At 62.7% G+C, this 21,292-nt stretch carries 21 protein-coding genes; 18 read left to right on the forward strand and 3 right to left on the reverse strand.

The features are described from left to right. Positions 1 to 328: 328 nt before the first annotated feature. Positions 329 to 2,368 carry a lytic transglycosylase domain-containing protein gene (locus tag NKH67_RS25540; protein WP_352501911.1) on the reverse strand — a complete coding sequence of 680 codons (2,040 nt, stop codon included), beginning with the start codon at positions 2,366 to 2,368 and terminating at the stop codon, positions 329 to 331. A 327-nt stretch (positions 2,369 to 2,695) separates the two neighbouring features. Here NKH67_RS25540 and dapA point away from each other — a divergent pair, with 327 nt between their 5' ends. The 4 genes from dapA (at position 2,696) to NKH67_RS25560 (ending at position 5,548) form a co-directional block, all read left to right on the forward strand. Then, on the forward strand, positions 2,696 to 3,577 hold the full coding sequence (gene dapA / locus NKH67_RS25545; protein ID WP_352501812.1) for a 4-hydroxy-tetrahydrodipicolinate synthase: 882 nt from the start codon (positions 2,696 to 2,698) through the stop codon (positions 3,575 to 3,577). 25 nt (positions 3,578 to 3,602) lie between these two features. Continuing rightward, entirely contained in the window at positions 3,603 to 4,082 is a 480-nt protein-coding gene (gene smpB, locus NKH67_RS25550; RefSeq protein WP_023768487.1) for an SsrA-binding protein SmpB, read from the forward strand. Positions 4,083 to 4,188: 106 nt separating this feature from the next. Next, positions 4,189 to 4,917 carry a GH25 family lysozyme gene (locus tag NKH67_RS25555; RefSeq protein WP_352501813.1) on the forward strand — a complete coding sequence of 243 codons (729 nt, stop codon included), beginning with the start codon at positions 4,189 to 4,191 and terminating at the stop codon, positions 4,915 to 4,917. Between the two features lie 109 nt (positions 4,918 to 5,026). Further along, positions 5,027 to 5,548: a hypothetical protein gene (locus NKH67_RS25560; protein WP_352471043.1), complete on the forward strand. Its 522-nt coding sequence runs from the start codon at positions 5,027 to 5,029 to the stop codon at positions 5,546 to 5,548. Between the two features lie 30 nt (positions 5,549 to 5,578). Here NKH67_RS25560 and NKH67_RS25565 read toward each other — a convergent pair whose 3' ends face one another. Together NKH67_RS25565 and NKH67_RS25570 are read right to left on the reverse strand one after the other, a co-directional pair. Continuing rightward, the gene (locus NKH67_RS25565; protein ID WP_245274739.1) at positions 5,579 to 6,256 is read right to left on the reverse strand and encodes a uracil-DNA glycosylase; all 678 of its coding nucleotides are present in this window, start codon (positions 6,254 to 6,256) and stop codon (positions 5,579 to 5,581) included. Continuing rightward, entirely contained in the window at positions 6,253 to 6,834 is a 582-nt protein-coding gene (locus NKH67_RS25570) for a LabA-like NYN domain-containing protein (protein ID WP_023677774.1), read from the reverse strand. The genes NKH67_RS25565 and NKH67_RS25570 overlap by 4 nt, the downstream gene beginning before the upstream one ends. A 278-nt stretch (positions 6,835 to 7,112) precedes the next feature. Between NKH67_RS25570 and rpoZ the strand changes: the two genes are divergently transcribed. The 14 genes from rpoZ (at position 7,113) to NKH67_RS25640 (ending at position 21,157) form a co-directional block, all read left to right on the forward strand. After that, positions 7,113 to 7,514: a DNA-directed RNA polymerase subunit omega gene (rpoZ, locus tag NKH67_RS25575; RefSeq protein ID WP_023677773.1), complete on the forward strand. Its 402-nt coding sequence runs from the start codon at positions 7,113 to 7,115 to the stop codon at positions 7,512 to 7,514. 111 nt (positions 7,515 to 7,625) lie between these two features. Next, positions 7,626 to 9,854: a RelA/SpoT family protein gene (locus tag NKH67_RS25580; RefSeq protein WP_352501814.1), complete on the forward strand. Its 2,229-nt coding sequence runs from the start codon at positions 7,626 to 7,628 to the stop codon at positions 9,852 to 9,854. A 65-nt stretch (positions 9,855 to 9,919) separates the two neighbouring features. Beyond that, positions 9,920 to 10,498 (forward strand): orotate phosphoribosyltransferase, encoded by a 579-nt coding sequence (gene pyrE / locus NKH67_RS25585; protein ID WP_352471045.1) that lies wholly within the window; start codon positions 9,920 to 9,922, stop codon positions 10,496 to 10,498. 42 nt (positions 10,499 to 10,540) lie between these two features. Then, positions 10,541 to 10,951 (forward strand): VOC family protein, encoded by a 411-nt coding sequence (locus tag NKH67_RS25590; RefSeq protein ID WP_352501815.1) that lies wholly within the window; start codon positions 10,541 to 10,543, stop codon positions 10,949 to 10,951. A 230-nt stretch (positions 10,952 to 11,181) separates the two neighbouring features. Next, complete coding sequence (locus NKH67_RS25595; protein WP_023677769.1) at positions 11,182 to 11,763, forward strand: DUF2062 domain-containing protein; 582 nt, start codon at positions 11,182 to 11,184, stop codon at positions 11,761 to 11,763. Beyond that, entirely contained in the window at positions 11,760 to 12,173 is a 414-nt protein-coding gene (gene acpS / locus NKH67_RS25600; protein WP_352467214.1) for a holo-ACP synthase, read from the forward strand. The genes NKH67_RS25595 and acpS overlap by 4 nt, the downstream gene beginning before the upstream one ends. A 77-nt stretch (positions 12,174 to 12,250) precedes the next feature. After that, positions 12,251 to 13,000 (forward strand): signal peptidase I, encoded by a 750-nt coding sequence (lepB, locus tag NKH67_RS25605; protein ID WP_352471047.1) that lies wholly within the window; start codon positions 12,251 to 12,253, stop codon positions 12,998 to 13,000. Between the two features lie 4 nt (positions 13,001 to 13,004). Continuing rightward, entirely contained in the window at positions 13,005 to 13,730 is a 726-nt protein-coding gene (rnc, locus tag NKH67_RS25610) for a ribonuclease III (protein WP_352501816.1), read from the forward strand. Beyond that, positions 13,727 to 14,653: a GTPase Era gene (gene era / locus NKH67_RS25615; protein ID WP_352501817.1), complete on the forward strand. Its 927-nt coding sequence runs from the start codon at positions 13,727 to 13,729 to the stop codon at positions 14,651 to 14,653. Before rnc ends, era begins: the two co-directional genes overlap by 4 nt. 369 nt (positions 14,654 to 15,022) lie before the next feature. Continuing rightward, positions 15,023 to 15,727, forward strand: a complete 705-nt coding sequence (locus tag NKH67_RS25620; RefSeq protein WP_352501818.1) for an antitoxin Xre/MbcA/ParS-like domain-containing protein — start codon at positions 15,023 to 15,025, stop codon at positions 15,725 to 15,727. 363 nt (positions 15,728 to 16,090) lie between these two features. Then, entirely contained in the window at positions 16,091 to 17,179 is a 1,089-nt protein-coding gene (locus tag NKH67_RS25625) for a porin (protein ID WP_352501819.1), read from the forward strand. A gap of 116 nt (positions 17,180 to 17,295) precedes the next feature. Next, on the forward strand, positions 17,296 to 18,084 hold the full coding sequence (recO, locus tag NKH67_RS25630; protein WP_352501820.1) for a DNA repair protein RecO: 789 nt from the start codon (positions 17,296 to 17,298) through the stop codon (positions 18,082 to 18,084). Beyond that, positions 18,081 to 18,278 (forward strand): hotdog fold domain-containing protein, encoded by a 198-nt coding sequence (locus NKH67_RS25635; protein WP_352501821.1) that lies wholly within the window; start codon positions 18,081 to 18,083, stop codon positions 18,276 to 18,278. Before recO ends, NKH67_RS25635 begins: the two co-directional genes overlap by 4 nt. A 161-nt stretch (positions 18,279 to 18,439) precedes the next feature. Continuing rightward, positions 18,440 to 21,157 carry a DUF2339 domain-containing protein gene (locus NKH67_RS25640; protein WP_352501822.1) on the forward strand — a complete coding sequence of 906 codons (2,718 nt, stop codon included), beginning with the start codon at positions 18,440 to 18,442 and terminating at the stop codon, positions 21,155 to 21,157. Positions 21,158 to 21,292 lie beyond the last annotated feature (135 nt).

The following is a 21,292-nucleotide window of genomic DNA, read 5'->3' on the forward strand; positions in this document are numbered from 1 at the left end:
GGCATGCGGCAGCGTTCCCTCCCCCTTGTGGGGAGGGTTAGGGTGGGGGTCCATCTTCGTAAGAATCCAAATGCGATTGCCCTGCGCTTGGGGGGATGTCTGGTGATTGGCAAGGAGGGCAGGACAGAGCGGGCCGCTGTCCCGCCAACTCCACGTCCGGAACCTTCATAGCCAGAAACAAAAAAACCGCCTCGGTGGGCGGGTCGTTGGAGCCAATTAGCACCATACCGAAATTAGTAGCATAGCTGCCGGCACAAAGCAAGAACAAAATACGCCGTGACCGACAAATTCGCGAAGGATCGCAGCTGACTTGGTTTGAGACCGGTCGTCACCCCCGGCCGTTCACCAGATCTCCGACAATATCGTACTTGCCGGAGATACGCATCTTGTAGACCTCGTAATTCTCCATCACGCGCTGAACGTAACTTCTTGTTTCCGTATAGGGAATCCGCTCTATCCAGTCGACGACGGCGTCGACGTCCTTGCCGCGCGGATCGCCGTATTTCGTCACCCACTGGGCGGCGCGTGCGGGGCCGGCATTGTAGCCGGCGAAGGTCAGCACGTAGGAGCCGTCGAAACGGCCGAGCTGCTCGCCGAGAAAGGCGGCGCCCAGCGTTGCATTGTAGCCGGCATCGGTGGTCAGCCGGGCCTGCGAGAAAGTCATGCCGGCCTTCTTCGCCAATTGCTTGGCCGTGCCTGGCATCAGCTGCAGCAGTCCGCGCGCGCCGGCGCTGGAGACGGCGCCGATGTTGAACTCGCTTTCCTGGCGGGCAATCGCATAGGCCAGCGCCTTGCCCGAGCCGGAAATGTTGGCGGTGTCGGGAATGACGCCGAGCGGATGCGACAGCGCGCCGACATCGATGCCACGTGCGCCGGCGATCTTGCCGACCTTCAGCGCCATGAAATGGTTGCCTTGTCTTTCCGCCAACACCGCAAGCAGCGCCAGTTCGCCGGGGCTGTTCAGCTGCCCGGCAAGGTCGCGGTAGAGGGTTTCGGCATAGCGGTCATAGCCTGCCTGCTGCAGCCGCTCGATGGCGCTGACCGCCTCGCGGGTGGCAAAATTCCGGCGGTCGGCGGCACTTGGCTGGGGGTAGACGATATTGTGGGTCTTCCGGCCGACACGCTCGCCGGCGAGCTGGCCGTAAAAGGTCGTGCCGTAGCTGGCGGCACGGCTGAAAAAATCCTTGGCATTGCCGGGCCCGCCGACTTCGGCGGCACGGCCGAGCCAGTAATAGGCGCGTGACAGCGACATCGGCCCTTGGGCGAGCTCCGCGATTTGCGCAAAATGCTTGGCGGCGGTGCTCGGGTCGTTGAGGCCGCGCAACGCGTACCAGCCTGCATGGAATTCCGCCTCGGCGGCATTGGCGGGACTTTCGGCGGCATGCGCGGCGACTATTCTGTAGGCGGTCTTCATGTCGCCCTGGTCGACCAGCTCGCGCGACAGCACCCGGCGTTCGACCCACCAGGCGTCCGCATCGACCAGAGCGTCACGATCGCCCGGCGCCTTCATCACCAGCGCGGCCGCGTCGGAAAATTTCTGTTGCTTGCGCAGATATTCGGCTTCGGCAAAGAGATAGCCGACCGCCCGCTGCGCTGCCGGCACCGCCTTCAGCAGCTTGGCCGCGTTCTTGTCGCCCTTGCTGACCGCCGCCCAGGCGTCGGCCAATTGCTGGGCGCCGGCGAGACCGGCGACGCGTAGCGCCGAAGCGACCCGGTCGGCATAAAACATGCGCTCCATGCGGAAGCGATGGTCGGCGGCCGGGATCAGCGCGCCGAACTCGCGGATGACCGCCGCCTCGTCCCCGGCTTCGAGCTTTTCGGTGCGCCAGAATGGCGACAGCACCGAGCGCGCCGCCTTGGTATTGCCTAGCGCTACATAGGAGCGCGCAAGGATCACCACGCCCTCGAAGGTCAGCGGCTGGCTGCCGTCGAACGCCCGCACCACGACCTGTGGCGCGGGGTTCTCGCGATAGAGCGCGCGCTCGCTGTTCTTGCGCAAGGCGATCGTGCCCGGCCAGTTCGGCAGCATCTTCGCGGCATCGGCGATGTCACCGCTCGGCACCTGGTCGCCGCCATAGAGCGCAATCGCCCAGGCAAGGATGTGCCGATCGAGCGATTTGGCCGGCAGCGCTTCACGCGCCTGGCGCGCGCGCTGAATGTCGTTTGCCGCCAGCGCATCGAGACCGCTCTTCAGCACCGCGACGCTGGCGGATGGCGAAGGGGACTGCTGCAGTGCATCGTTCTGCGGCTCCGTCATCGGGATCGCCGACGTGACCTGCCCATCGACGCTGCCGCCGATCGCCGCGCCGGGGACCAGCACAACGATCGCGCCGAGAAGCGCGAAAAGATGGGGCCGCCTGGTCGGCATGGATTTGGTCATTTCCTATTCTTCGATGCTATCACTGGCACAGATGAACTGCAGCCTATTCGTCTGTGATGAAGGGCCCGTAAAGAAAACCTTATCGAGGTCGTTCGAATTGCAATTGCTGGCGCAATGCTTGCCGCGCAACAATGTCGAGACTATGGTGCGCCGCTTCGCTTTCGGCTAGAAGGCGCGCACGACAAACACCTACAGCGCCGCGGGTCTTCTCAGACGCGCAAAGGACGATGTAGCAATTTAAATTTGGCGCATAACCCTTTCCGAAATCGACTGCGATTTTCGGGGTCATGCGCTAGTCCCAAGGAGTTGGACGACATGCTAAGAGGCTCGCTGACCGCGCTCGTCACACCGTTCGAAAAGAGCGGCCGTTTCGACGAGAAAGCCTTTCGCGCGTTCATCGCCTGGCAGATCGCCGAAGGCACGACGGGCGTGGTCCCGGTCGGCACCACCGGCGAGTCGCCGACGCTGTCGCATGACGAGCACCGCCAAGTCGTCAAGGTTTGCATCGAGGTCGCCAAGGGCCGGGTTCCGGTCGTCGCCGGCGCCGGCTCCAACAACACCGAAGAGGCGGTCGGCCTAGTCCAGTATGCCGAGAAGGCGGGCGCCGACGCGGCCCTTGTCGTCACGCCCTATTACAACAGACCGACACAGCGCGGCCTCTATGCGCATTTCGCCGCCGTCGCCAAGGCAACCGGCCTGCCGATCATCATCTACAACATTCCGCCGCGCTCGGTGGTCGACATGAGCCCCGAGACGATGGGCCAGTTGGTGCATGACTTCAAGAACATCGTCGGCGTCAAGGATGCCACCGGCAAGGTCGAGCGGGTTTCGGAGCAGCGCGCCACCTGCGGCAAGGATTTCATCCAGCTCTCCGGCGAAGACGCCTCGGCGCTCGGCTTCAACGCGCATGGCGGCGTCGGCTGTATTTCGGTGACGGCAAATGTCGCACCCAGGCTTTGCGCTGAATTCCAGGAGGCAACGCTTTCCGGCGACAGCGCTAAGGCGCTCGACCTGCAGGACCGTCTGTTGCCGCTGCACAAGGCGATTTTCATGGAGCCCGGCGTTTCCGGCGCGAAATATGCGCTGTCGAAGCTGGGCAAGGTCGAGAACGTGCTGCGCTCGCCGCTAATGACGGTCGAGCCGTCGACCGCCGAGAAGATCGACGCGGCGATGAAGCACGCCGGCTTGATAAACTAGGGATGAGGCGCCACCTCTCCGCATCATGAATCAAGTCAGAAAAGCCGATCCCAACAACAAGACCGTTGCGGAAAACCGCAAGGCGCGGTTTTCCTATGAGGTGCTCGACACGATCGAGGCCGGCTTGGTGCTGACCGGTACGGAAGTGAAATCGCTGCGCCAGGGCCAGGCCAATATCCAGGACAGCTACGCCTCGGTCGAGGGCGGCGAGATCTGGCTGATCAACTCCTATTTGCCGGAGTATCTGCAGGCCAACCGCTTCAACCATGAGCCGCGCCGCCGCCGCAAACTGCTGCTCAACAAGCGTGAGATGGCCAAGCTGGCGCAAAGCGTCGACCGCGAAGGCATGACGCTGGTGCCGCTGAAGATCTACTTCAACGACCAAGGCCGTGCCAAGCTGTTGCTCGCCGTTGGCCGCGGCAAGAAGCTGCACGACAAGCGCGAGACAGAAAAACAGCGCGACTGGTCGCGCGAGAAGGGCCGGCTGCTGAAGGAGCGAGGGTGAGGCGCGGTCCGCGAGGCGGACGAAAAGCCAGCGATTTGGCTTTTCGAGCGACGAACGCCCGGAGCCATAGCGGCGGGCAGGGCGGACAAAAAGGGGTAGGTCTCGTTTGAAAAACCGGATCGTCTTATGGGGCGCGGCCGGTCTGCTCGTGGCGGGCCTCGTTTTGGCCGGCGGCTATACCTACTTCCAGACGTTTTCTCCGGACCGCCGCAAATATCCGGTCAGGGGCATCGACGTCTCCCATCATCAGCGGCAGATCGACTGGCGGCGTGTTGCCGCCGACGATGTCGCCTTCACCGTGATCAAGGCGACGGAAGGCGGCGATCATGTCGACGATGCCTTCGCCGCCAATTTGCGCGCGGCCCGCGCCGCCGGTCTTGCCGTCGGTGCCTATCATTTCTTCACCTTCTGCAGACCGGGTGCGGATCAGGCACGCAACTTCATCTCGGTGGTGCCGCACGATCAGCCTTTGCTGCCGCCGGTGGTAGACATCGAGTTCGGCGGCAATTGCCCGCAGCGGCCAACTCCCGAACAACTGAGCGCCGAACTCTCCGCCTTCCTCGGCCCGGTCGAGGCGGCGTTCGGCAAGACGGCGATCCTCTACGTGACCGACGAGGCGGCGCAAGCCTATGCCGGGCAGCTAGCCAGCCGCCCGCGCTGGCTGCGTTCGCTGGCGCTGCGGCCGGGCCATGACAACTGGATCTACTGGCAGTATCACAACCGGGGCCGCGTCGACGGCATCAGCGGCGACGTCGACCTGAATGTTCTCCAGGGCGGACCTGCGACGCTGGCCGCATTGTTTGCCGCAGCGCCTGAAGCGACAGCGTCGGATTGATGCTATTCCTGTCCACCAAAACACCCTCGATGGCACGAAGACAGAGCGACGAAGCGCGTTCCCCATCTGGCTATTCATATCGCAGGCGGCGCCGTGCTAAGTACATTTGATGCCGGAGCGCCCTTCATCAACCAATGACAGCAACGCCCCGCCTGCTGCGACGGACGGCGGCGACCCCCGCCTGGCATTTGTCTATGCGGAGGCGGTGCGTGGCCTCCAGCACCAGCAGGGCGTGGTTGAAAGTCTCAATACGCGCGCCGGCAATCTGATCTTCGCAACCGCGTTCGCGAGTTCTCTCCTCGGAGGCAGGGCGCTCCTGGATGGCGTGGGGCCCTGGGACTGGCTGGCGCTGATATTGCTTTTTCTTATCGGGCTGCTGGTCGCGATTATGGTTTGGCCGTATTATAACTATACGTTCCGTTTCGATCCAGAGAAGCTGCTCCAGGACTTCGTCGATCAGCACCCTCCCGCAACCCTGGACGGGATGCACCGAGCGCTTGCGCTGCGCATCAAATCCGACATGGCCAGCAATTGGCGGATCATCCAACGCCTGCGCGTCGCGCTGCAGCTTGCACTATTTCTGTGGTTGCTGGATCTCCTGGCCTGGTTGTTCGCGATCGCCCGAATCTAGGGCTCGTGCCCTGGCCGGCGTCGTCCGACTCTATGTCTTCAGAAAAGCTTCTATCTGACTGAAGACGTTGACGAACATCGCTTCCGTCAACACGCCGGTATTGGTGTTGTAGCGCGAGCAATGATAGCTGGAAAACAGCGTGATGCCATTGGCCTGCTGCTGCCCACCATGCCGGAACGGATAGGCGGCAACGCGTTGGCCGAGCGCCCGCACGGTCGACTGGTGCGCGATCGAGCCAAGCGCCAGCACAGCGCGCAGATTTGGAAATCGCGCGATCGTCGGCACCAGGAACGTCCGGCAGGTCGCTATCTCGGCGCCAACCGGCTTGTTGTCCGGCGGCACGCAGCGCACCGCATTGGTAATCGCCGTACCGACAAGCTCCAGCCCGTCATCCGGTCGCGCTTTGAATTCGCCGCGCGCAAAGCCGTGCGCGATCAGCGTGTTGTAGAGCAGGTCGCCGGCAAAATCGCCGGTGAAGGGGCGCCCCGTCCGGTTCGCCCCGCGCAGTCCAGGCGCCAGCCCGACGATCAGCAGACGCACTGCGTCCTCGCCTTCCGGCGGCAAAAAGGTCGGCACCGGCGCGTTGAACCAGGACGGCTCGCGCCGCCGCCACTCGGCGATGAAATCGTGCAACCGCGGGCAGAGCGGGCAATCGCGATCGGGTTCGGGGGAGACGACCAGGGGAGCGGTCAAGGCAACGACCGTCAATAGTCTTCCTCGTCGACTTCGGCCGGTTCGGGCCGGCGCACCGGCCGCTCCGACGGGTCGCGGCCGACTTCATTCTTGAGCGTCATCAAGTCGATGAAATGGTCGGCCTGGCGGCGCAGATCGTCGGAGATCATCGGCGGCTGCGAAGCCATGGTCGAGACGATCGACACCTTGCGCCCGCGCCGCTGCAGCGCCTCGACCAGCGTGCGGAAATCGCCGTCGCCCGAAAAGATGACATAATGGTCGACGACATCGGCAAGCTCGAGCGCATCGACGGTCAGCTCGATATCCATATTGCCCTTGATCTTGCGCCGGCCGGTCGAGTCGGTGAATTCCTTGGCCGGTTTGGTCACCACCTTGAAGCCGTTATAGTCAAGCCAGTCGATCAGCGGCCGTATCGAGGAGTATTCCTGATCCTCGACCAGCGCGGTGTAGTAATAAGCGCGCAGCAGATAGCCACGTTTCTGGAAACTCGCCAGAAGTTTGCGGTAATCGATGTCAAAGCCCAGCGCGCGCGAGGTGGCGTAGAGATTGGCACCGTCGATAAAGAGAGCGATTTTTTCACGAGGATCGAACATGGAAAATGTCCTTTTTCGAAATAAGCGGTCGTCTAAATGCGTGGCGACTATCGGCCGGTCTGATAATAGACCTGTTGGCCTTCATCGTTCGAGATAACGCCAGTTTTACGGCAATCCAAGGCACCATGGCGCACCGCAAGCAATTGTGATCGGCGCTGTGTCGCCGCAGGCGGCCCGCGTCAGAGCTGCGCACCGCCATAAAAGCTTGTATTTTGGCGGCGTTCGGGTTATGGACCGCGCCTGTTTTCCATCAGATCCAGGCATGAAAGGGGCAACTCATGGCCCGCGTAACCGTTGAAGATTGCATCGACAAGGTCGACAACCGCTTCGAGCTGGTGCTCCTGGCCGGCCACCGCGCCCGTCAGATCAGCCAGGGCGCGCAGATCACCGTACCGCGCGACAACGACAAGAATCCGGTCGTTGCGCTCCGCGAAATCGCCGAAGAGACGCTGTCGCCGGACGACCTCAAGGAAGATCTCATCCATTCGCTGCAGAAGCATGTCGAGGTCGACGAGCCGGAAGCCGATGGCGAGGCGATTGCCGACCAGACCGGCAGCGCCGTTGCGGCCACCGATGCCGACGACGCCGAGGACAACGTCACCTTCGATCGCATGACCGAAGAAGACCTGTTGGCCGGCATCGAAGGCCTGGTGCCGCCGGAAAAAAGCGACGATTATTGATCTTAGCGACAACTGCCGACACTTTCGCGTCGGCAGTTTCGTGGCTATCTATGACATGCGCCGTACGCCAGTGCGGCGCATGATTCATTTCAGCATTGCGAGATCCCGCCCATGATGCGTCAGTATGAGCTTGTCGAGCGCGTCCAGCGCTACAAGCCTGACGTCAACGAGGCGCTGCTCAACAAGGCCTATGTCTACGCCATGCAGAAGCATGGCCACCAGAAACGCGCCTCCGGCGACCCGTATTTCTCGCATCCGCTCGAAGTCGCCGCCATCCTCACCGAAATGCACATGGACGAGGCGACGATCGCCGTTGCCTTGCTGCACGACACGATCGAGGACACCACGGCGACCAGGGCCGAGATCGACGAATTGTTCGGCCCGGAAATGGGCAAGCTGGTCGAGGGCCTGACCAAGCTGAAGAAGCTCGACCTCGTCTCGAAGAAGGCCGAGCAGGCGGAGAACCTGCGCAAGCTGTTGCTGGCGATCTCGGAAGACGTGCGCGTGCTTCTGGTCAAGCTCGCCGACCGCCTGCACAATATGCGCACGCTCGACCATGTGCCGGAAGCCAAGCGCCTGCGCATCGCCGAAGAGACGATGGACATCTATGCGCCGCTGGCCGGCCGCATGGGCATGCAAGGCATGCGCGAGGAGCTGGAAGAGATTGCCTTCCGCTTCATCAATCCGGAAGCCTACCGCGCCGTCACCGCACGGCTGGCCGAAATCTTCGAGCGCAACAAGGGCGTGCTGTCGGAGATCGAGAAGGCGCTCTCCGCGCTGTTCGACAAATATTCGATCAAGGCCGAGGTCAAGAGCCGGCAGAAGAAGCCGTGGTCGGTGTTCCGCAAGATGGAAGCCAAGGCGTTGTCCTTCGAGCAGCTGTCCGACATCTTCGGCTTTCGCGTCGTCGTCGATACCGTCGAGGACTGCTACCGGGCGCTCGGCGCCATCCACACCACCTGGTCGATGGTGCCCGGCCGCTTCAAGGACTACATCTCCACGCCGAAGCAGAACGACTACCGCTCGATCCACACCACCATCGTCGGCCCGTCGCGCCAGCGCGTCGAATTGCAGATCCGCACCTATCAAATGAACAAGATCGCCGAATACGGCGTCGCTGCTCATTCGATCTATAAGGATACCGGTGGCAAGATGAATGGTGCCGCCCATGCGATCTCGAAGGAAACCAATGCCTATGCCTGGCTGCGGCGCACCATCGAGCAGCTTGCCGAAGGCGACAATCCCGAGGACTTCCTCGAAAACACCAAGCTGGAACTGTTTCAGGACCAGGTATTCTGCTTCACGCCGAAGGGCATGCTGATCGCGCTGCCGCGCGGCGCCACGCCGATCGACTTTGCCTATGCCGTCCACACCGACGTCGGCGACACTTGCGTCGGCGCCAAGGTCAATGGCCGCATCATGCCGCTGATGACGGAGCTGAAGAACGGCGACGAGGTCGAGATCATCCGCTCGAAGGCGCAGGTCCCGCCGGCGGCGTGGGAATCGGTGGTCGTCACCGGCAAGGCACGCTCGGCCATCCGCCGCGCCACCAAGAACGCCATTCGCAAGCAATATTCAGGTCTCGGTATCCGCATTCTGGAGCGCGCCTTCGAACGGTCCGGCAAGACCTTCACCAAGGAAAGCCTGAAGCCGGTGCTGCACCGGCTGGCGCGCAAGGACATCGAGGATGTGTTGGCCGCGGTCGGCCGAGGCGAAGTTGCCTCCACCGATGTCATGAAGGCGGTGTTTCCCGACTACAAGGACGAGCGTGTCACGCTGGTAGCGCCCAAGCAGCGCGAGGAGGGCTGGTCGAAGATCCGCAACGCCGCCGGCATGCTGTTCCAGATTCCGGGCCGCGCCGCACGCAAGGACAAGAACCAGCCGCGCGACGACGCGGTGCCGATCCGCGGTGTGCGCGGCGATCTGCCGGTGCGCTTCGCGCCGGAGGGGGCAGTGCCAGGCGATCGCATCGTCGGCATCGTGCAGCCGGGAACCGGTATCACCATCTATCCGATCCAGTCGCCGGCGCTGCAGGCCTTTGACGACCAGCCCGAGCGCTGGATCGACGTGCGCTGGGACATTGACGAGCGCACCAAGGAGCGGTTCCCGGCGCGCGTCTCGGTCACCGCCATCAACGCGCCGGGTTCGCTGGCCGATATTGCACAGGTCGTCGCATCCAACGACGCCAACATCCACACTTTGTCGATGGTGCGCACCGCGCCCGATTTCACCGAAATGCTGATCGATCTCGAAGTGTGGGACCTCAAGCACTTGAACCGGCTGCTGTCGCAGCTAAAGGACAATTCGAGCGTCAGTGACGCAAGGCGCGTGAATGGGTGAATAGTGAATAGTGAAGAGGGTGCTCTCACTACCATTCACCATTCACCATGGACATGGAGTGAACGATGAACACCGATGAAGTGCTGGGTATTTTTCGCGAGGCCGGCGCCGTGCTCGAAGGGCATTTCATCCTGACGTCGGGCCTGCGCAGCCCGGTCTTTCTGCAGAAAGCGCGTGTTTTCATGCATGCCGACAAGACCGAGCGCTTGTGCAAGGCGCTCGCCGAAAAGATCCGCACTGACGTGCCCGGCAGGATCGACTACGTCGTCGGCCCGGCGATCGGCGGGCTGATCCCGGCCTATGAGACCTCGCGCCATCTTGGTGCGCCGGCGATCTGGGTCGAGCGGGAAGGGGGTGAATTCAGGCTGCGCCGCTTCGAGATCGCCAAGGGATCGCGCGTCGTCATTGTCGAGGACATCGTCACCACCGGCCTGTCGATCCGCGAGACCATCGACTGTCTGCGCGCACTTGGCGCCGATGTCGTTGCCGCTGCGTGCATCATCGACCGCTCGGCCGGCAAGACCGATGTCGGCGTGCCGCTGATCGCGCTCGCCGAATATGAAGTTCCGGCCTATCCGGCCGACAGGCTGCCGCCCGAGCTCGCCGCCATACCGGCGATCAAGCCCGGCAGCCGCAATATCTAATGCATGTCGCCCAAAAGTGTGCGGCGGTTTTGGGACAACGACATGCATAAAAACAAGTCAAGAGGCGCTTCCGTGATTGCCGGCATGGATCATTTCGTGCTGACGGTTCGTTCGGTGGACGATACCTGCGCCTTCTATCAGCGCGTGCTTGGCTTCAAGCGCCTCGACGAGCCGGACCGACCAACGGCGCTGCTGTTTGGAATGCAGAAGATCAATGTGCATCAGGTCGGGCGTACCTTCGAGCCGAAGGCCAAGGCGCCGACGCCGGGCTCCGGAGATTTCTGCTTGATTGCTGCCCGGCCGCTCGCCGAGATATGTGCCAACCTCGCCGCCAATGGTGTGGTGATAGAGGTCGGCCCGGTCGAGCGTGCCGGCGCTCGGGGGGCGATGATGTCGGTCTATTTCCGCGATCCGGACGGCAATCTCGTCGAGGTCAGCGAATATCGATCCTAAGTGACGCTCCTTAAATTCGCCGCGATCATGCCCTGTTCAGAACGGCGATACCCAAGGCTGGCGCGAGCGGCCACCGAGCGGATGCCCCGGCCTCGTTGTTCTTCGGCCAGCGCATCGCTATATCAAAGTCGTAGTTGCTTTTCGGCGACCGCAGAGCGCAGCATGGGGCTGTCGCGCCTGGCTGGAAAAGCCGGCGTGAAGCCATCGATGGAACTAGGAACAGGAACAGAGTGCTTTTTCGACGGCGCAAGCCTGATGGTTTTTTCGAGCGGGTGCGTACTTATTTGTGGCCGCGCCGCTCGTTCTCGCGCTCGCTGCGGTATTTTTCCAAGCGCATCCTGCGGCTTAGGGCCACGCCGCATGCCGTGGCCGCAGGTGTTGCGGCGGGCGTATTCGCGTCGTTTTTCCCGCTTGGCTTTCACTTCATCATTGCTGCCATCCTGTGCTGGCTGATCGCCGGCAATCTGGTCGCGGCAGCACTCGGCACGGTCTTCGGCAACCCCCTGACCTTTCCGCTGCTATGGGCCGCCTCCTGGGAGGTCGGCAAGCTGATCCTGCATGAACACCTGCCGGCGCATGGCCCGCCCGCGCATCTCGGCGACATGCTGCATAATCTTTCCTTTGCGCAATTGTGGGGACCGGTGCTGAAGCCGATGACGATCGGCGCAATACCGCTCGGCCTGGTTTTCGGCCTGCTGTTTTACGGCATCACCCGCTGGGGCATGGTCACTTTCCACGAGCAGCGCCGCAAGCGGCTGGCCGAAAGAGCGGCAAAGGCTGGAAAAACCGGGCCGGAAGTTCCTGCCGAATGATTATCGGTATTGGCAGCGACCTCATCGACATCAGACGCATCGAGAAGTCGCTGGAGCGCCATGGCCAACGCTTCATCCAGCGCATCTACACCGAGATCGAACAGGCGCGGTCCGAAAACCGCGCGGCGCGTGCGGCCTCCTACGCCAAGCGTTTCGCTGCCAAGGAAGCTTGCGCCAAGGCATTGGGCACCGGTATGGCGCAGGGTGTGTTCTGGCGCGACATGGGGGTCGTCAACCTGGCCAGCGGCAAGCCGACCATGGCGCTGACCAATGGGGCGGCAGCGCGGCTGGACGAAATTCTGCCTGAAGGGCACCGCGCGGTGATCCACCTCACCATCACCGATGATTTTCCGCTCGCTCAAGCCTTTGTGATCATTGAAGCGTTGCCGGTCGAAGAAGCGCCACATTGATTGCATCTGACCACCGGCATGACGTTGCCCAGCGCGCGCCGAGACTCTATACCATCCAACGCACAATCGAGGACGACATGAGCGTGGCTGAAAAAACCCAGAAGAAATCCGGCGGACTTGGCGAAACCGTCAGCGTCATAGTCCAGGCCCTGCTGCTTGCGCTGGTCATCCGCACGCTCCTGTTCCAGCCGTTCTCGATCCCGTCCGGGTCGATGCGGCCGACTTTGCTCGAAGGCGACTATCTCTTCGTCACCAAGTGGTCCTACGGCTTCTCCCGCTATTCACTGCCGTTCGGGCCGAACATCTTTTCGGGCCGCATCTGGGGCTCAGAGCCGAAGCGCGGCGACGTGGTGGTGTTCAAGTTTCCGCCGGATCCTTCTGTCGATTATATCAAGCGCGTCGTCGGCCTGCCGGGCGACAAGATCCAGGTCAAGGATGGCCAGCTCTTCATCAATGACGTGGGCGTGCCGCGCGTCAAGGTCGGGCAGATCGACAACCGCGACATCACCGAGGAGAACGGGCCGGTCGATGTCTATCGCGAGACGCTGCCGAACGGCGTCAGCTACGACACGCTCGACCTGACGCAGGCTTCGATCGGCGACAATACCAAAGAGTTCAAGGTGCCGCCCGGTCACTATTTCATGATGGGCGACAATCGCGACAACTCGTCGGACAGCCGCTTCACCGTCGGCTTCGTGCCGGACGAGAATTTGGTCGGCCGCGCCAACCTCATTTTCTTCTCGATCGGCGGCAGCGCCAGCCCGCTCGAAATCTGGAAATGGCCGTCACTGATGCGCGCCTCGCGCCTGTTCCACTTCGTCAATTAGGGCCATGGCGGCGACGAAACGGCTGACCGCCGATGCGCTCGCCGAGGCGCTCAGGGAGCGCACCGGCCACAGTTTTGGCGACCATCAGCGCCTGCAGCGGGCGCTGACCCATGCCAGCGCTCGCGGCAGTCACGCCGGCATCGACTACGAACGTTTCGAATTCCTGGGCGACCGCGTTCTCGGCCTTGTCGTTGCCGATATGCTGCTGGCGGCATTTCCCGACGCCGCCGAGGGTGAGCTGTCGCTGAGATTGAACGCTCTGGTCAACGCTGAAGCCCTGGCGGAAATTGCCGAGGAGATCGGCCTGCCGGAACTTATTCGCGCCGGTTCGGACGTACGCGGCCTCGACGGGCGCAAGCGCGTCAATCTGCGCGCCGATGCATTGGAATCGCTGATCGCCGTGCTCTATCTCGACGGAGGGTTGGAAGCGGCCCGTGCCTTCATCCACAAATACTGGCAGCCGCGCTCGCAAGCCATTGACGCCGCCCGTCGCGATGCGAAAACCGAACTCCAGGAATGGGCGCATCAGGCGGCAGGCGCAGTGCCGGTTTACATAATCGACAGCCGCGAGGGACCGGACCACGATCCGCTGTTCACCGTCAGTGTCAAGGTTGGCGCCTATCCGCCGGCGACCGGCAGCGGGCGCTCCAAGCGCGAGGCGGAGCAGGCTGCAGCCGCGGCACTTCTGCAGCGGGAAGGCGTCTGGCTCGATCAAGGGAGTGCCGCATGACCGCCACCGAAGCTCCGGCAACAGAAGCTCCCGCTACCCGCTCCGGCTTCGTCGCGCTGATCGGCGCGCCCAATGCGGGGAAATCGACGCTGGTCAACCAATTGGTCGGCGCCAAGGTGTCAATTGTGACGCACAAGGTGCAGACCACCCGTGCGATCGTGCGCGGCATTGCCACCCACAACAACGCGCAGATCGTCTTCGTCGACACGCCGGGCATATTCAAGCCGAAGCGCCGGCTGGACACGGCGATGGTGACGACCGCGTGGGGCGGCGCCAAGGACGCCGATATCGTGCTGCTCTTGATCGACGCCGAGCGCGGCATCCGGGGCGATGCCGACGCCATCCTCGAGCGGCTGAAGGATGTTCGGCAGCCGATGGTGTTGATCCTCAACAAAGTCGATCGGGTCAAGCACGAGACGCTGCTGGCATTGTCGGCTGCAGCCAACGAAAGGGTGCCGTTCAAGCGCACCTTCATGGTTTCGGCGCTGACCGGATCCGGCTGCAAGGACCTGCTCGACTATCTCGCCGAGACCCTGCCGGCCGGACCCTGGTACTACCCGGAAGACCAGATCTCCGACCTGCCGATGCGCCAGCTCGCCGCCGAGATCACCCGCGAAAAGCTCTATCTCAGGCTGCATCAGGAACTGCCCTATTCCTCCCATGTCGAGACGGAGAAATGGGAAGAGAAGAAGGACGGCTCGGTGCGCATCGACCAGACCATCTATGTCGAGCGCGACAGCCAGAAGAAAATCGTGCTCGGCCATAAGGGCGAGACGATCCGCGCCATCGGCCAGGCGGCACGCATGGAAATAGCTGGCGTACTCGAACAGAAGGTGCACCTCTTCCTGTTCGTCAAGGTGCGTGAGAACTGGGGTGACGACCCCGAGCGCTACCGCGAAATGGGGCTCGAATTTCCGCACTGAGCCTGTTTGGGCGATCCGCAGAGCGGCCTGTTGGCCGCCTCAGGTTTCTGAGCGGTCGCCGGGCTGCCCGATCGGTCGACTTGCATATTGAACAGCCGACCGAATCATTCCGGGAGACCATGCGCCGGCCATGTCGGGTCGACCCGTTCCTATTGGTACCGGCGCGACGGGAAATCCTGAGCGGGTTCTGAAAAATTTGCGATATTTCATGCAGAACCGGCCAGTTAGACCGGTTCGAGCACCTGCCGACACTGCGATCGTCCATGGTTCCCGTTCGTCGTCTCTCCGTCACACACTCTGCCTATAGGCTGTGCGAAAGACCCGCTTCCGAGCAAACCGGAACCGGCGGGCAAGCAGCCAGATCAGGACATGACAGGGACTTGGAATCGCATCGACCGCATCCGTCAGATCGAGTTTGCAAACGCCGTCGCTGTTGAGATCGAGCGCGTGCTGGCGCGGCAAGGCAAGGTGACGAACAGCGATGCGGTCGTTGCAGCGGGCAGGGTCGCCGGCGCCGTTGCCGCCGCCGTCGCTTTGCTTGCGCCGACCGACATCAGTGCGATCGACACCATGCGGGAAAGATTACCCGGTATGGCGTCGCGTTTCGTGCGGATATTGGCAGCCGAAGTTGCGGAACGCCGTGCCAGGAGGCCTCTGTCGACGGCGCACGAAGGCCAAGGGGCAGACATCCAACGCCTGGCCGGAACGGGCGACCTCGACTCGATGCGGGTCGAGGACTGGGCCGGTCGGGTCGCCGGGTCGACGTTCCTGCAGCACAATCTCGGCATATCGCGCTCGACTCTGCATCGCTGGCAGCGCAGCGGCACGGTCGTTGCGTTGCGCACCGGTGGCCGCAAACATGTATTTCCTTTGGCGCAGTTCATCGACGGCAGGCCGGCGCCGGGTATCAAGGAAGTGTTATCCGCGATGCCCGATCCACGGCATGCCTGGTCGTGGCTGATCCGCCCCGCGCCCGGCCTCGCCGGACGTATTCCCATTGAAATGCTCAAACGGGATCTGGTGGCGGAAGTCGTTCTTGCCGCACAGAACGCAGCGATGGCGAAGTCGGCTTGATCTCGCTGCCAACGTTAGAAGTCTATTCTAAAAAAAGAACACGCACAAGGAATGTATGTCGGATTCCGATCGGTTTGCCGGCTAATGGCATAAGTATATTTTTGTTCAATTGTGACAGTGTCTCGTTTGTGCCGATGGGCAAATGTGAAGCAAATATGAAGTGATATTTGTGCAACATGGATTTATTCTGTTATGCAAACAATTATTATTTTTGGAATCGTCATTGAGACTGGAATGCGGATGAGTATGTTCGCCGCCTGAAGAGGGGGTGCGGTGCGCGCCTTTTTCGACGTGGGTGAGGCGTTCAGCCGTTCAACCCATGAATCCAAAGCCATTTTTAACTTTGACTGGAGAGGTCAGAAAATGAATATCAAGAGCCTTCTTCTCGGCTCAGCCGCGGCATTCGTCGCGGTCTCCGGTGCGCGCGCCGCCGACGCTGTTGTGGTCGCCGAGCGGGAACCCGCCGAATACGTCAAGATTTGCGACGTCTACGGCGCCGGCTACTTCTACATTCCCGGCACCGAGACCTGCCTGCGCATCGGCGGCTATGTCCGCTATGACGCCAGCTTCGGCGACGCCGGCCGCGTTTTCGATGGCGCGACGACACACGACCTTTTGGACGGTGACGAGCAGCAGACCTGGAACAAGAATGCCCGCTTCACGCTCAAGACGTGGACCGGCCAGGAAACCGAGCTCGGCACGTTGAAGACCTATACCGAGACCCGTTTCAACTTCGGCAATACCAAACGCACCGTGAGCGGTGTTGATTTCAGCGTGCAGGACAACAAGGCGGTTACCCTGAACTTCGCCTGGATCCAGCTTGGAGGTTTCCGCGTCGGTAAGGATGAAACTGTCTATGATTCGTTCATCGGTTACGCCGGCAACGTCGTCCAGGACACTATCATTCCTTACGGCACCAAGGACACCAACCTGATCAGTTACTATTTCGACGGCGGTAATGGCTTTACGGCAGTCGCCTCGGTCGAAACGGGCTCCGGCGCTGACCAGTCGATCGACAGCTACGTTCCGTTTGTCGTCGGCGGCGTGAAATACAAGGGCGACTGGGGTGCGATCACCGCGGTCGGCGCCTATAACAGCACGTCGGAAGAATGGGCCGGCAAAGCTCGCCTCGACGTCAAGCCGATTACTGACCTGACCCTGTTCGTGATGGCGGGCTACGGCAGCGACGACAACGTCGCGAAGAACTTCTACAAGCCGTGGACTGGCAACTTTGCCGTCTGGGGCGGCGGCAGCTATGCCGTCAACAAGAAGACCTCTTTGAACGCCCAGGTCTCCTATACCGACGACCAAGACTTCGCCGTTGCGGCCAACGTCGCCTACACCATCGTTCCTGGTTACACGATCACCGCCGAAGTCGATTATTACGACAATTTCGATGCCGACGATGCCGACGCAATCGGCGGCATCTTCCGCTTCCAGCGCTCGTTCTGATCAAACGACGATCTCGTAAAAAACGGCCCGTAGCGATACGCTACGGGCCGTTTTGGTTTGGCGGCGGATAGTCGCTCATCTTGATTTCGCCATCCAACCGGTGACAAGCTCTCGTCATGGAATGGCACGACGAGGGAATCATTCTCGGCACCCGCAAGCATGGCGAAACCAGCGCCATTCTCGAGGTGATGACGCGCGCGCATGGCCGCCATCTCGGTCTCGTGCGCGGCGGCCGTTCGCGCAAACAGCAGCCTGTCTTGCAGCCCGGCAATCGCGTCGACCTGTTGTGGCGGGCGCGGCTAGACGAGCATCTCGGCACCTTCCAGGTCGAGGCTATCGAGATGAACGCCGCCCGGCTGATGGACAGCGCCGTTGCCGTCTACGGCCTGCAGACGATGGCCGCGCATTTGCGTCTTCTGCCTGAGCGTGACGCCCATGGCGGCCTTTACGAGACGCTTGCGGTGATGATCGCTCATCTCGACGATGCCGATGCCGCCGGCGAGCTGGTGGCCCGCTTCGAGCTGCTGGTACTCGACGAACTCGGTTTCGGCCTCGATCTCAGCCAGTGTGCGGCGACCGGCACCAGGCAGGACCTTGCCTATGTCTCGCCGAAATCCGGCCGCGCCGTGTCGCGGGCGGCGGGCGCGCCGTGGCGCGACAAGATGCTGGCGCTGCCTGCCTTCCTGCAGCGCGGCTCCGGGCTGCGCGCCGATCCGGCGGCGATCGAGGACGCCTTCCAGCTGACCGGCTTCTTTTTGACCCGCCATGTCTACGAACCGCGCGGCATCGAGCCTCCCGGCGCCCGCGCCGGGTTTCTCGCCGCCTTGCGCAGGCATCATTCACCCGGCCGTGAATCCGGCAAGGCAAGCGCCGGGGAAGCCGCCACCGGGGAAACCACCAGATGAGCGAAGTTGAACCTGATCCCGAAAACGTTTCGCCGCTCGGCCTTGGCACCATTTCGCAGGTGGGCGAGGCCTATGCGACGGCCGAGTTCAAAGTGAATTTGACGCGGCCGATCACGCCAAGGACGGGCGAGGTGGTGTGCGAGGGCAAAGTGGTGCACAAGGGCCGCACGCTGACGGTTTCGGAAGCAGCGTGAACGACGCCAACGGCAAGCTGCTGGCTTTCGGCACCGAAACATGCTCGATCTTTCCGGCCAATCTGGCGGCACGTTGAATGGACCGGCCGTTTGGCCGCCGCATTTGAATGTCACTGAACATTGAATGTCAGTGACAACTGGCTTGGTTTGGGGGAACCGCCATGTTTGAAAGCCTGATTGGCCTCGTCGCCATCATCGCGCTGTTCGTCATCATTTCACGCCAGCAGAGCCGCATCGGCCTGATCGAGCGCGAGCTTGGCGCCTTGCGCAGCCTTGTGCTTTCGGGCACGCCCGCGCTGCCGCCGCAAGCCAAGGAACCGGCTGCAAACGACAGCAAACCGGCGGATGCCGCAATCCCGCTTGCGGTCACAGCCGACATGGCCGTATCGCCACGGCCCGCAGCGGTCGTGTCAGCTACAGAGGCCGATGCCGATACAACGGCGCCGTCCGCGCCGGAGTCGGCGCAACCGGCGGCAGCGGCGAAGGCAGCTCGCCAGTCCGACGTCGAAACGGCGCTCGGTACCCGCTGGGCGGTCTGGGTCGGCGGCATCGCGCTGGCGCTGGGTGGCTTGTTTCTGATCCGCTACACCATCGAGGCCGGCATTTTCGGGCCACGCGTGCGGCTTGTCATGGCGGCGGCACTCGGGCTGGTGCTGGTCGCCGGCGGCGAGTTCATCCGGCGCACCGGCTTCAGGGTGCCGGTGCAAGGTGCTGCCGGTGCCTATATCCCGGCGATCCTGACGGCGGCCGGCGCTTTCATCCTGTTCGGTACCGTCTACGCCGCGTACAGCATTTACGGCTTCATCGGCCCGACGCTCGCTTTCACGCTGCTCGGCGCCATCGGGGTGGCGACGATCGCGGCAAGCCTGGTCCACGGTCAGGCGCTGGCCGGCGTCGGCCTACTCGGTGCCATGGTGACGCCGCTGCTGGTCGCCTCGCAGGCGCCCAATCCGTGGGCGCTGTTCGGCTATCTGGCGATCGTGCTCGCCGCCACCTGCGTCATTGCTCGCATCCGCGACTGGAGGCTTTTGATGGCCGCAGCCTTCGTCGCCACGGGCGTCTGGACCATCTTCTATATGACCGACGCGCCGGGGGCGAACCTTGCCGTCATCCTCTTTATCGACGGAGTGACACTGGCCGTGCTCGCCTTCGTCTGGCTTGGCCGCCGCGACGATGCGGGCGCCGGCAGCGGCTTCGACTGGCCGTCGATCGCGCCGGGCTTCTTCGTCGGCCTTTCGGCGCTGGCCCTGTTTGTCGATCCGGCCTTCGTCGCCATCCGCGGTGCATTGCCGGGGGCCGCCCTTGTCGCAGCCCTGGTGGCGGTGGCGCTCTACCGGCCGCGGGCGCTTGCACTGCTGCACGCCGCCGGGCTGGCGACGGTACTGGTCTATCTCGGCATCATTCCGCCGACCACGATCGCTTCAGATTTTTCGGGTGGCGCTCTCGGCGTCGACGGCATGCCGGTCGTGGCGTCCGATGCCTTGATGTTCAGGGTCGGCATCGCTCTCGGCCTGGTCTTCATCGGCGCCGGCTTTTGGGCGGCGCGCCGTTTTGCGGCCTCTGGCTGGCTGCGCGCCGCCGCATGGGCGGCCTGGAGCGCTGTCGCGCCACTGGTCATCCTGCTGGCGCTCTGGTCTACCTTCGGCAATCTCGACCGAGACCTTGCTTATGCGGCGGTCGCAGCCGTTTTGGTCGGAGTCTTCGTCGCCGGCGGCGAATGGATAGCGCGCGGCGAAGCGCCGCCGCTAACCGGCGGCGCTGCTGTCTCCTTTGCGCTCGGCGGGGCGGCGATTGCCGGCCTGCTGATGCTGCACATGGCCTTTGGTTCCGGCTGGACAACCATCCTGCTCGGAGCAGCCGCCGCCGTGCCGGCGCTGGCGACGCGCTGGCGTAGCTATCCGGTGCTTGGCTGGATTTCCGTTGGTGCGGTGATTGCAGTGCTTGGTCGCGCTGCCTTCGACCCGACCATCGTCGGTGCCGAGTTCCTGTCGAAGACGCCGGTGTTCAACTGGCTGCTGCTTGGATATGGCGTGCCGGCGCTCGCTTTCGGTTTTGCCGCCTGGCAGCTTGCCCGAACCACCAACGGCCGACCGCGCCTCGCCATGGAGGCCGGCGCCGCGCTGTTTGCCCTGCTCACCGTCGCCATGCTGGTGCGCCATGCCATGCATGGCGGCGTCATCGATACGGCTGCTGCGACGCTTGCCGAACAGGCGATCTACACGCTGATCGCCATCGGTGCCGGTGCCATCCTGGTCGCCATCGACATGCGCTCGCCAAGTTCGGTGCTGCGCTACGGCTCGATTGCAGCGGGCGTGGTCTCGGTCGCGTTCATCGTCCTCCAGCATTTTCTGGCGCTGAACCCGCTGCTGACGGATGAATCGACCGGCAGCATTCCGGTGTTCAATCTTCTGTTCCTCGCCTACCTCTTGCCGGCGGTTGCGGCCGGCGCACTGGCGCTCTATGCCCGCGACAAACGACCGAAATGGTATGCAGCGATGCTGGCGATGGTGGCGGCGGTGCTCGGCTTCGCCTATGCCACGCTGTCGGTCAGGCGCCTGTTCAAGGGCGAGTTCATCGGGCTGTGGAGCGGTCTCGGCCAGCTCGAGACCTATACTTATTCGGCACTGTGGCTGGTCATCGGCGTGGTGCTGCTCACCGCAGGTGTATGGCTGAAGTCGCAGGTGCTGCGCATAGCGTCGGCGGCGCTGATCTCGATCGCCGTGCTCAAAGTCTTCATCTTCGACATGTCGGAACTGGAAGGCGTGTTGCGGGCGCTGTCCTTCATCGGCCTCGGCGCGGTGCTCATCGGCATCGGCCTGTTCTATCAGCGGCTGCTGACAAGGGCGGCGAAAGCAAAGCTCGAGACGAGCAATAGCTGACGATTTCAATTTGGCCGGGAATAAACCTGCCACTGGCAGCGTTATTCATTTGCTTGGGTGACCGGGGCGGCGGACCGCTTCGCGCTGGCCGCTTGCGCCGCGCTGCAAAGGCGCGTTCAATCATCACGGACAGGG

The sequence above is a fragment of the Mesorhizobium sp. M0968 genome (genome assembly GCF_040319065.1).
Taxonomy (GTDB): domain Bacteria; phylum Pseudomonadota; class Alphaproteobacteria; order Rhizobiales; family Rhizobiaceae; genus Mesorhizobium.

Excerpts from the sequence above, each read along its gene's own strand:
- NKH67_RS25625 (WP_352501819.1), top strand. The coding sequence starts at position 16,091 with ATGAATATCAAGAGCCTTCTTCTCGGCTCAGCCGCGGCATTCGTCGCG.
- acpS (WP_352467214.1), top strand. The coding sequence starts at position 11,760 with ATGATTATCGGTATTGGCAGCGACCTCATCGACATCAGACGCATCGAG.
- rpoZ (WP_023677773.1), top strand. The coding sequence starts at position 7,113 with ATGGCCCGCGTAACCGTTGAAGATTGCATCGACAAGGTCGACAACCGC.
- NKH67_RS25570 (WP_023677774.1), bottom strand. The coding sequence starts at position 6,834 with ATGTTCGATCCTCGTGAAAAAATCGCTCTCTTTATCGACGGTGCCAAT.
- pyrE (WP_352471045.1), top strand. The coding sequence starts at position 9,920 with ATGAACACCGATGAAGTGCTGGGTATTTTTCGCGAGGCCGGCGCCGTG.
- NKH67_RS25590 (WP_352501815.1), top strand. The coding sequence starts at position 10,541 with ATGCATAAAAACAAGTCAAGAGGCGCTTCCGTGATTGCCGGCATGGAT.
- lepB (WP_352471047.1), top strand. The coding sequence starts at position 12,251 with ATGAGCGTGGCTGAAAAAACCCAGAAGAAATCCGGCGGACTTGGCGAA.
- recO (WP_352501820.1), top strand. The coding sequence starts at position 17,296 with ATGGAATGGCACGACGAGGGAATCATTCTCGGCACCCGCAAGCATGGC.
- NKH67_RS25620 (WP_352501818.1), top strand. The coding sequence starts at position 15,023 with ATGACAGGGACTTGGAATCGCATCGACCGCATCCGTCAGATCGAGTTT.
- NKH67_RS25560 (WP_352471043.1), top strand. The coding sequence starts at position 5,027 with ATGCCGGAGCGCCCTTCATCAACCAATGACAGCAACGCCCCGCCTGCT.
- rnc (WP_352501816.1), top strand. The coding sequence starts at position 13,005 with ATGGCGGCGACGAAACGGCTGACCGCCGATGCGCTCGCCGAGGCGCTC.
- smpB (WP_023768487.1), top strand. The coding sequence starts at position 3,603 with ATGAATCAAGTCAGAAAAGCCGATCCCAACAACAAGACCGTTGCGGAA.
- NKH67_RS25580 (WP_352501814.1), top strand. The coding sequence starts at position 7,626 with ATGATGCGTCAGTATGAGCTTGTCGAGCGCGTCCAGCGCTACAAGCCT.
- NKH67_RS25540 (WP_352501911.1), bottom strand. The coding sequence starts at position 2,368 with ATGCCGACCAGGCGGCCCCATCTTTTCGCGCTTCTCGGCGCGATCGTT.
- dapA (WP_352501812.1), top strand. The coding sequence starts at position 2,696 with ATGCTAAGAGGCTCGCTGACCGCGCTCGTCACACCGTTCGAAAAGAGC.
- NKH67_RS25635 (WP_352501821.1), top strand. The coding sequence starts at position 18,081 with ATGAGCGAAGTTGAACCTGATCCCGAAAACGTTTCGCCGCTCGGCCTT.
- era (WP_352501817.1), top strand. The coding sequence starts at position 13,727 with ATGACCGCCACCGAAGCTCCGGCAACAGAAGCTCCCGCTACCCGCTCC.
- NKH67_RS25640 (WP_352501822.1), top strand. The coding sequence starts at position 18,440 with ATGTTTGAAAGCCTGATTGGCCTCGTCGCCATCATCGCGCTGTTCGTC.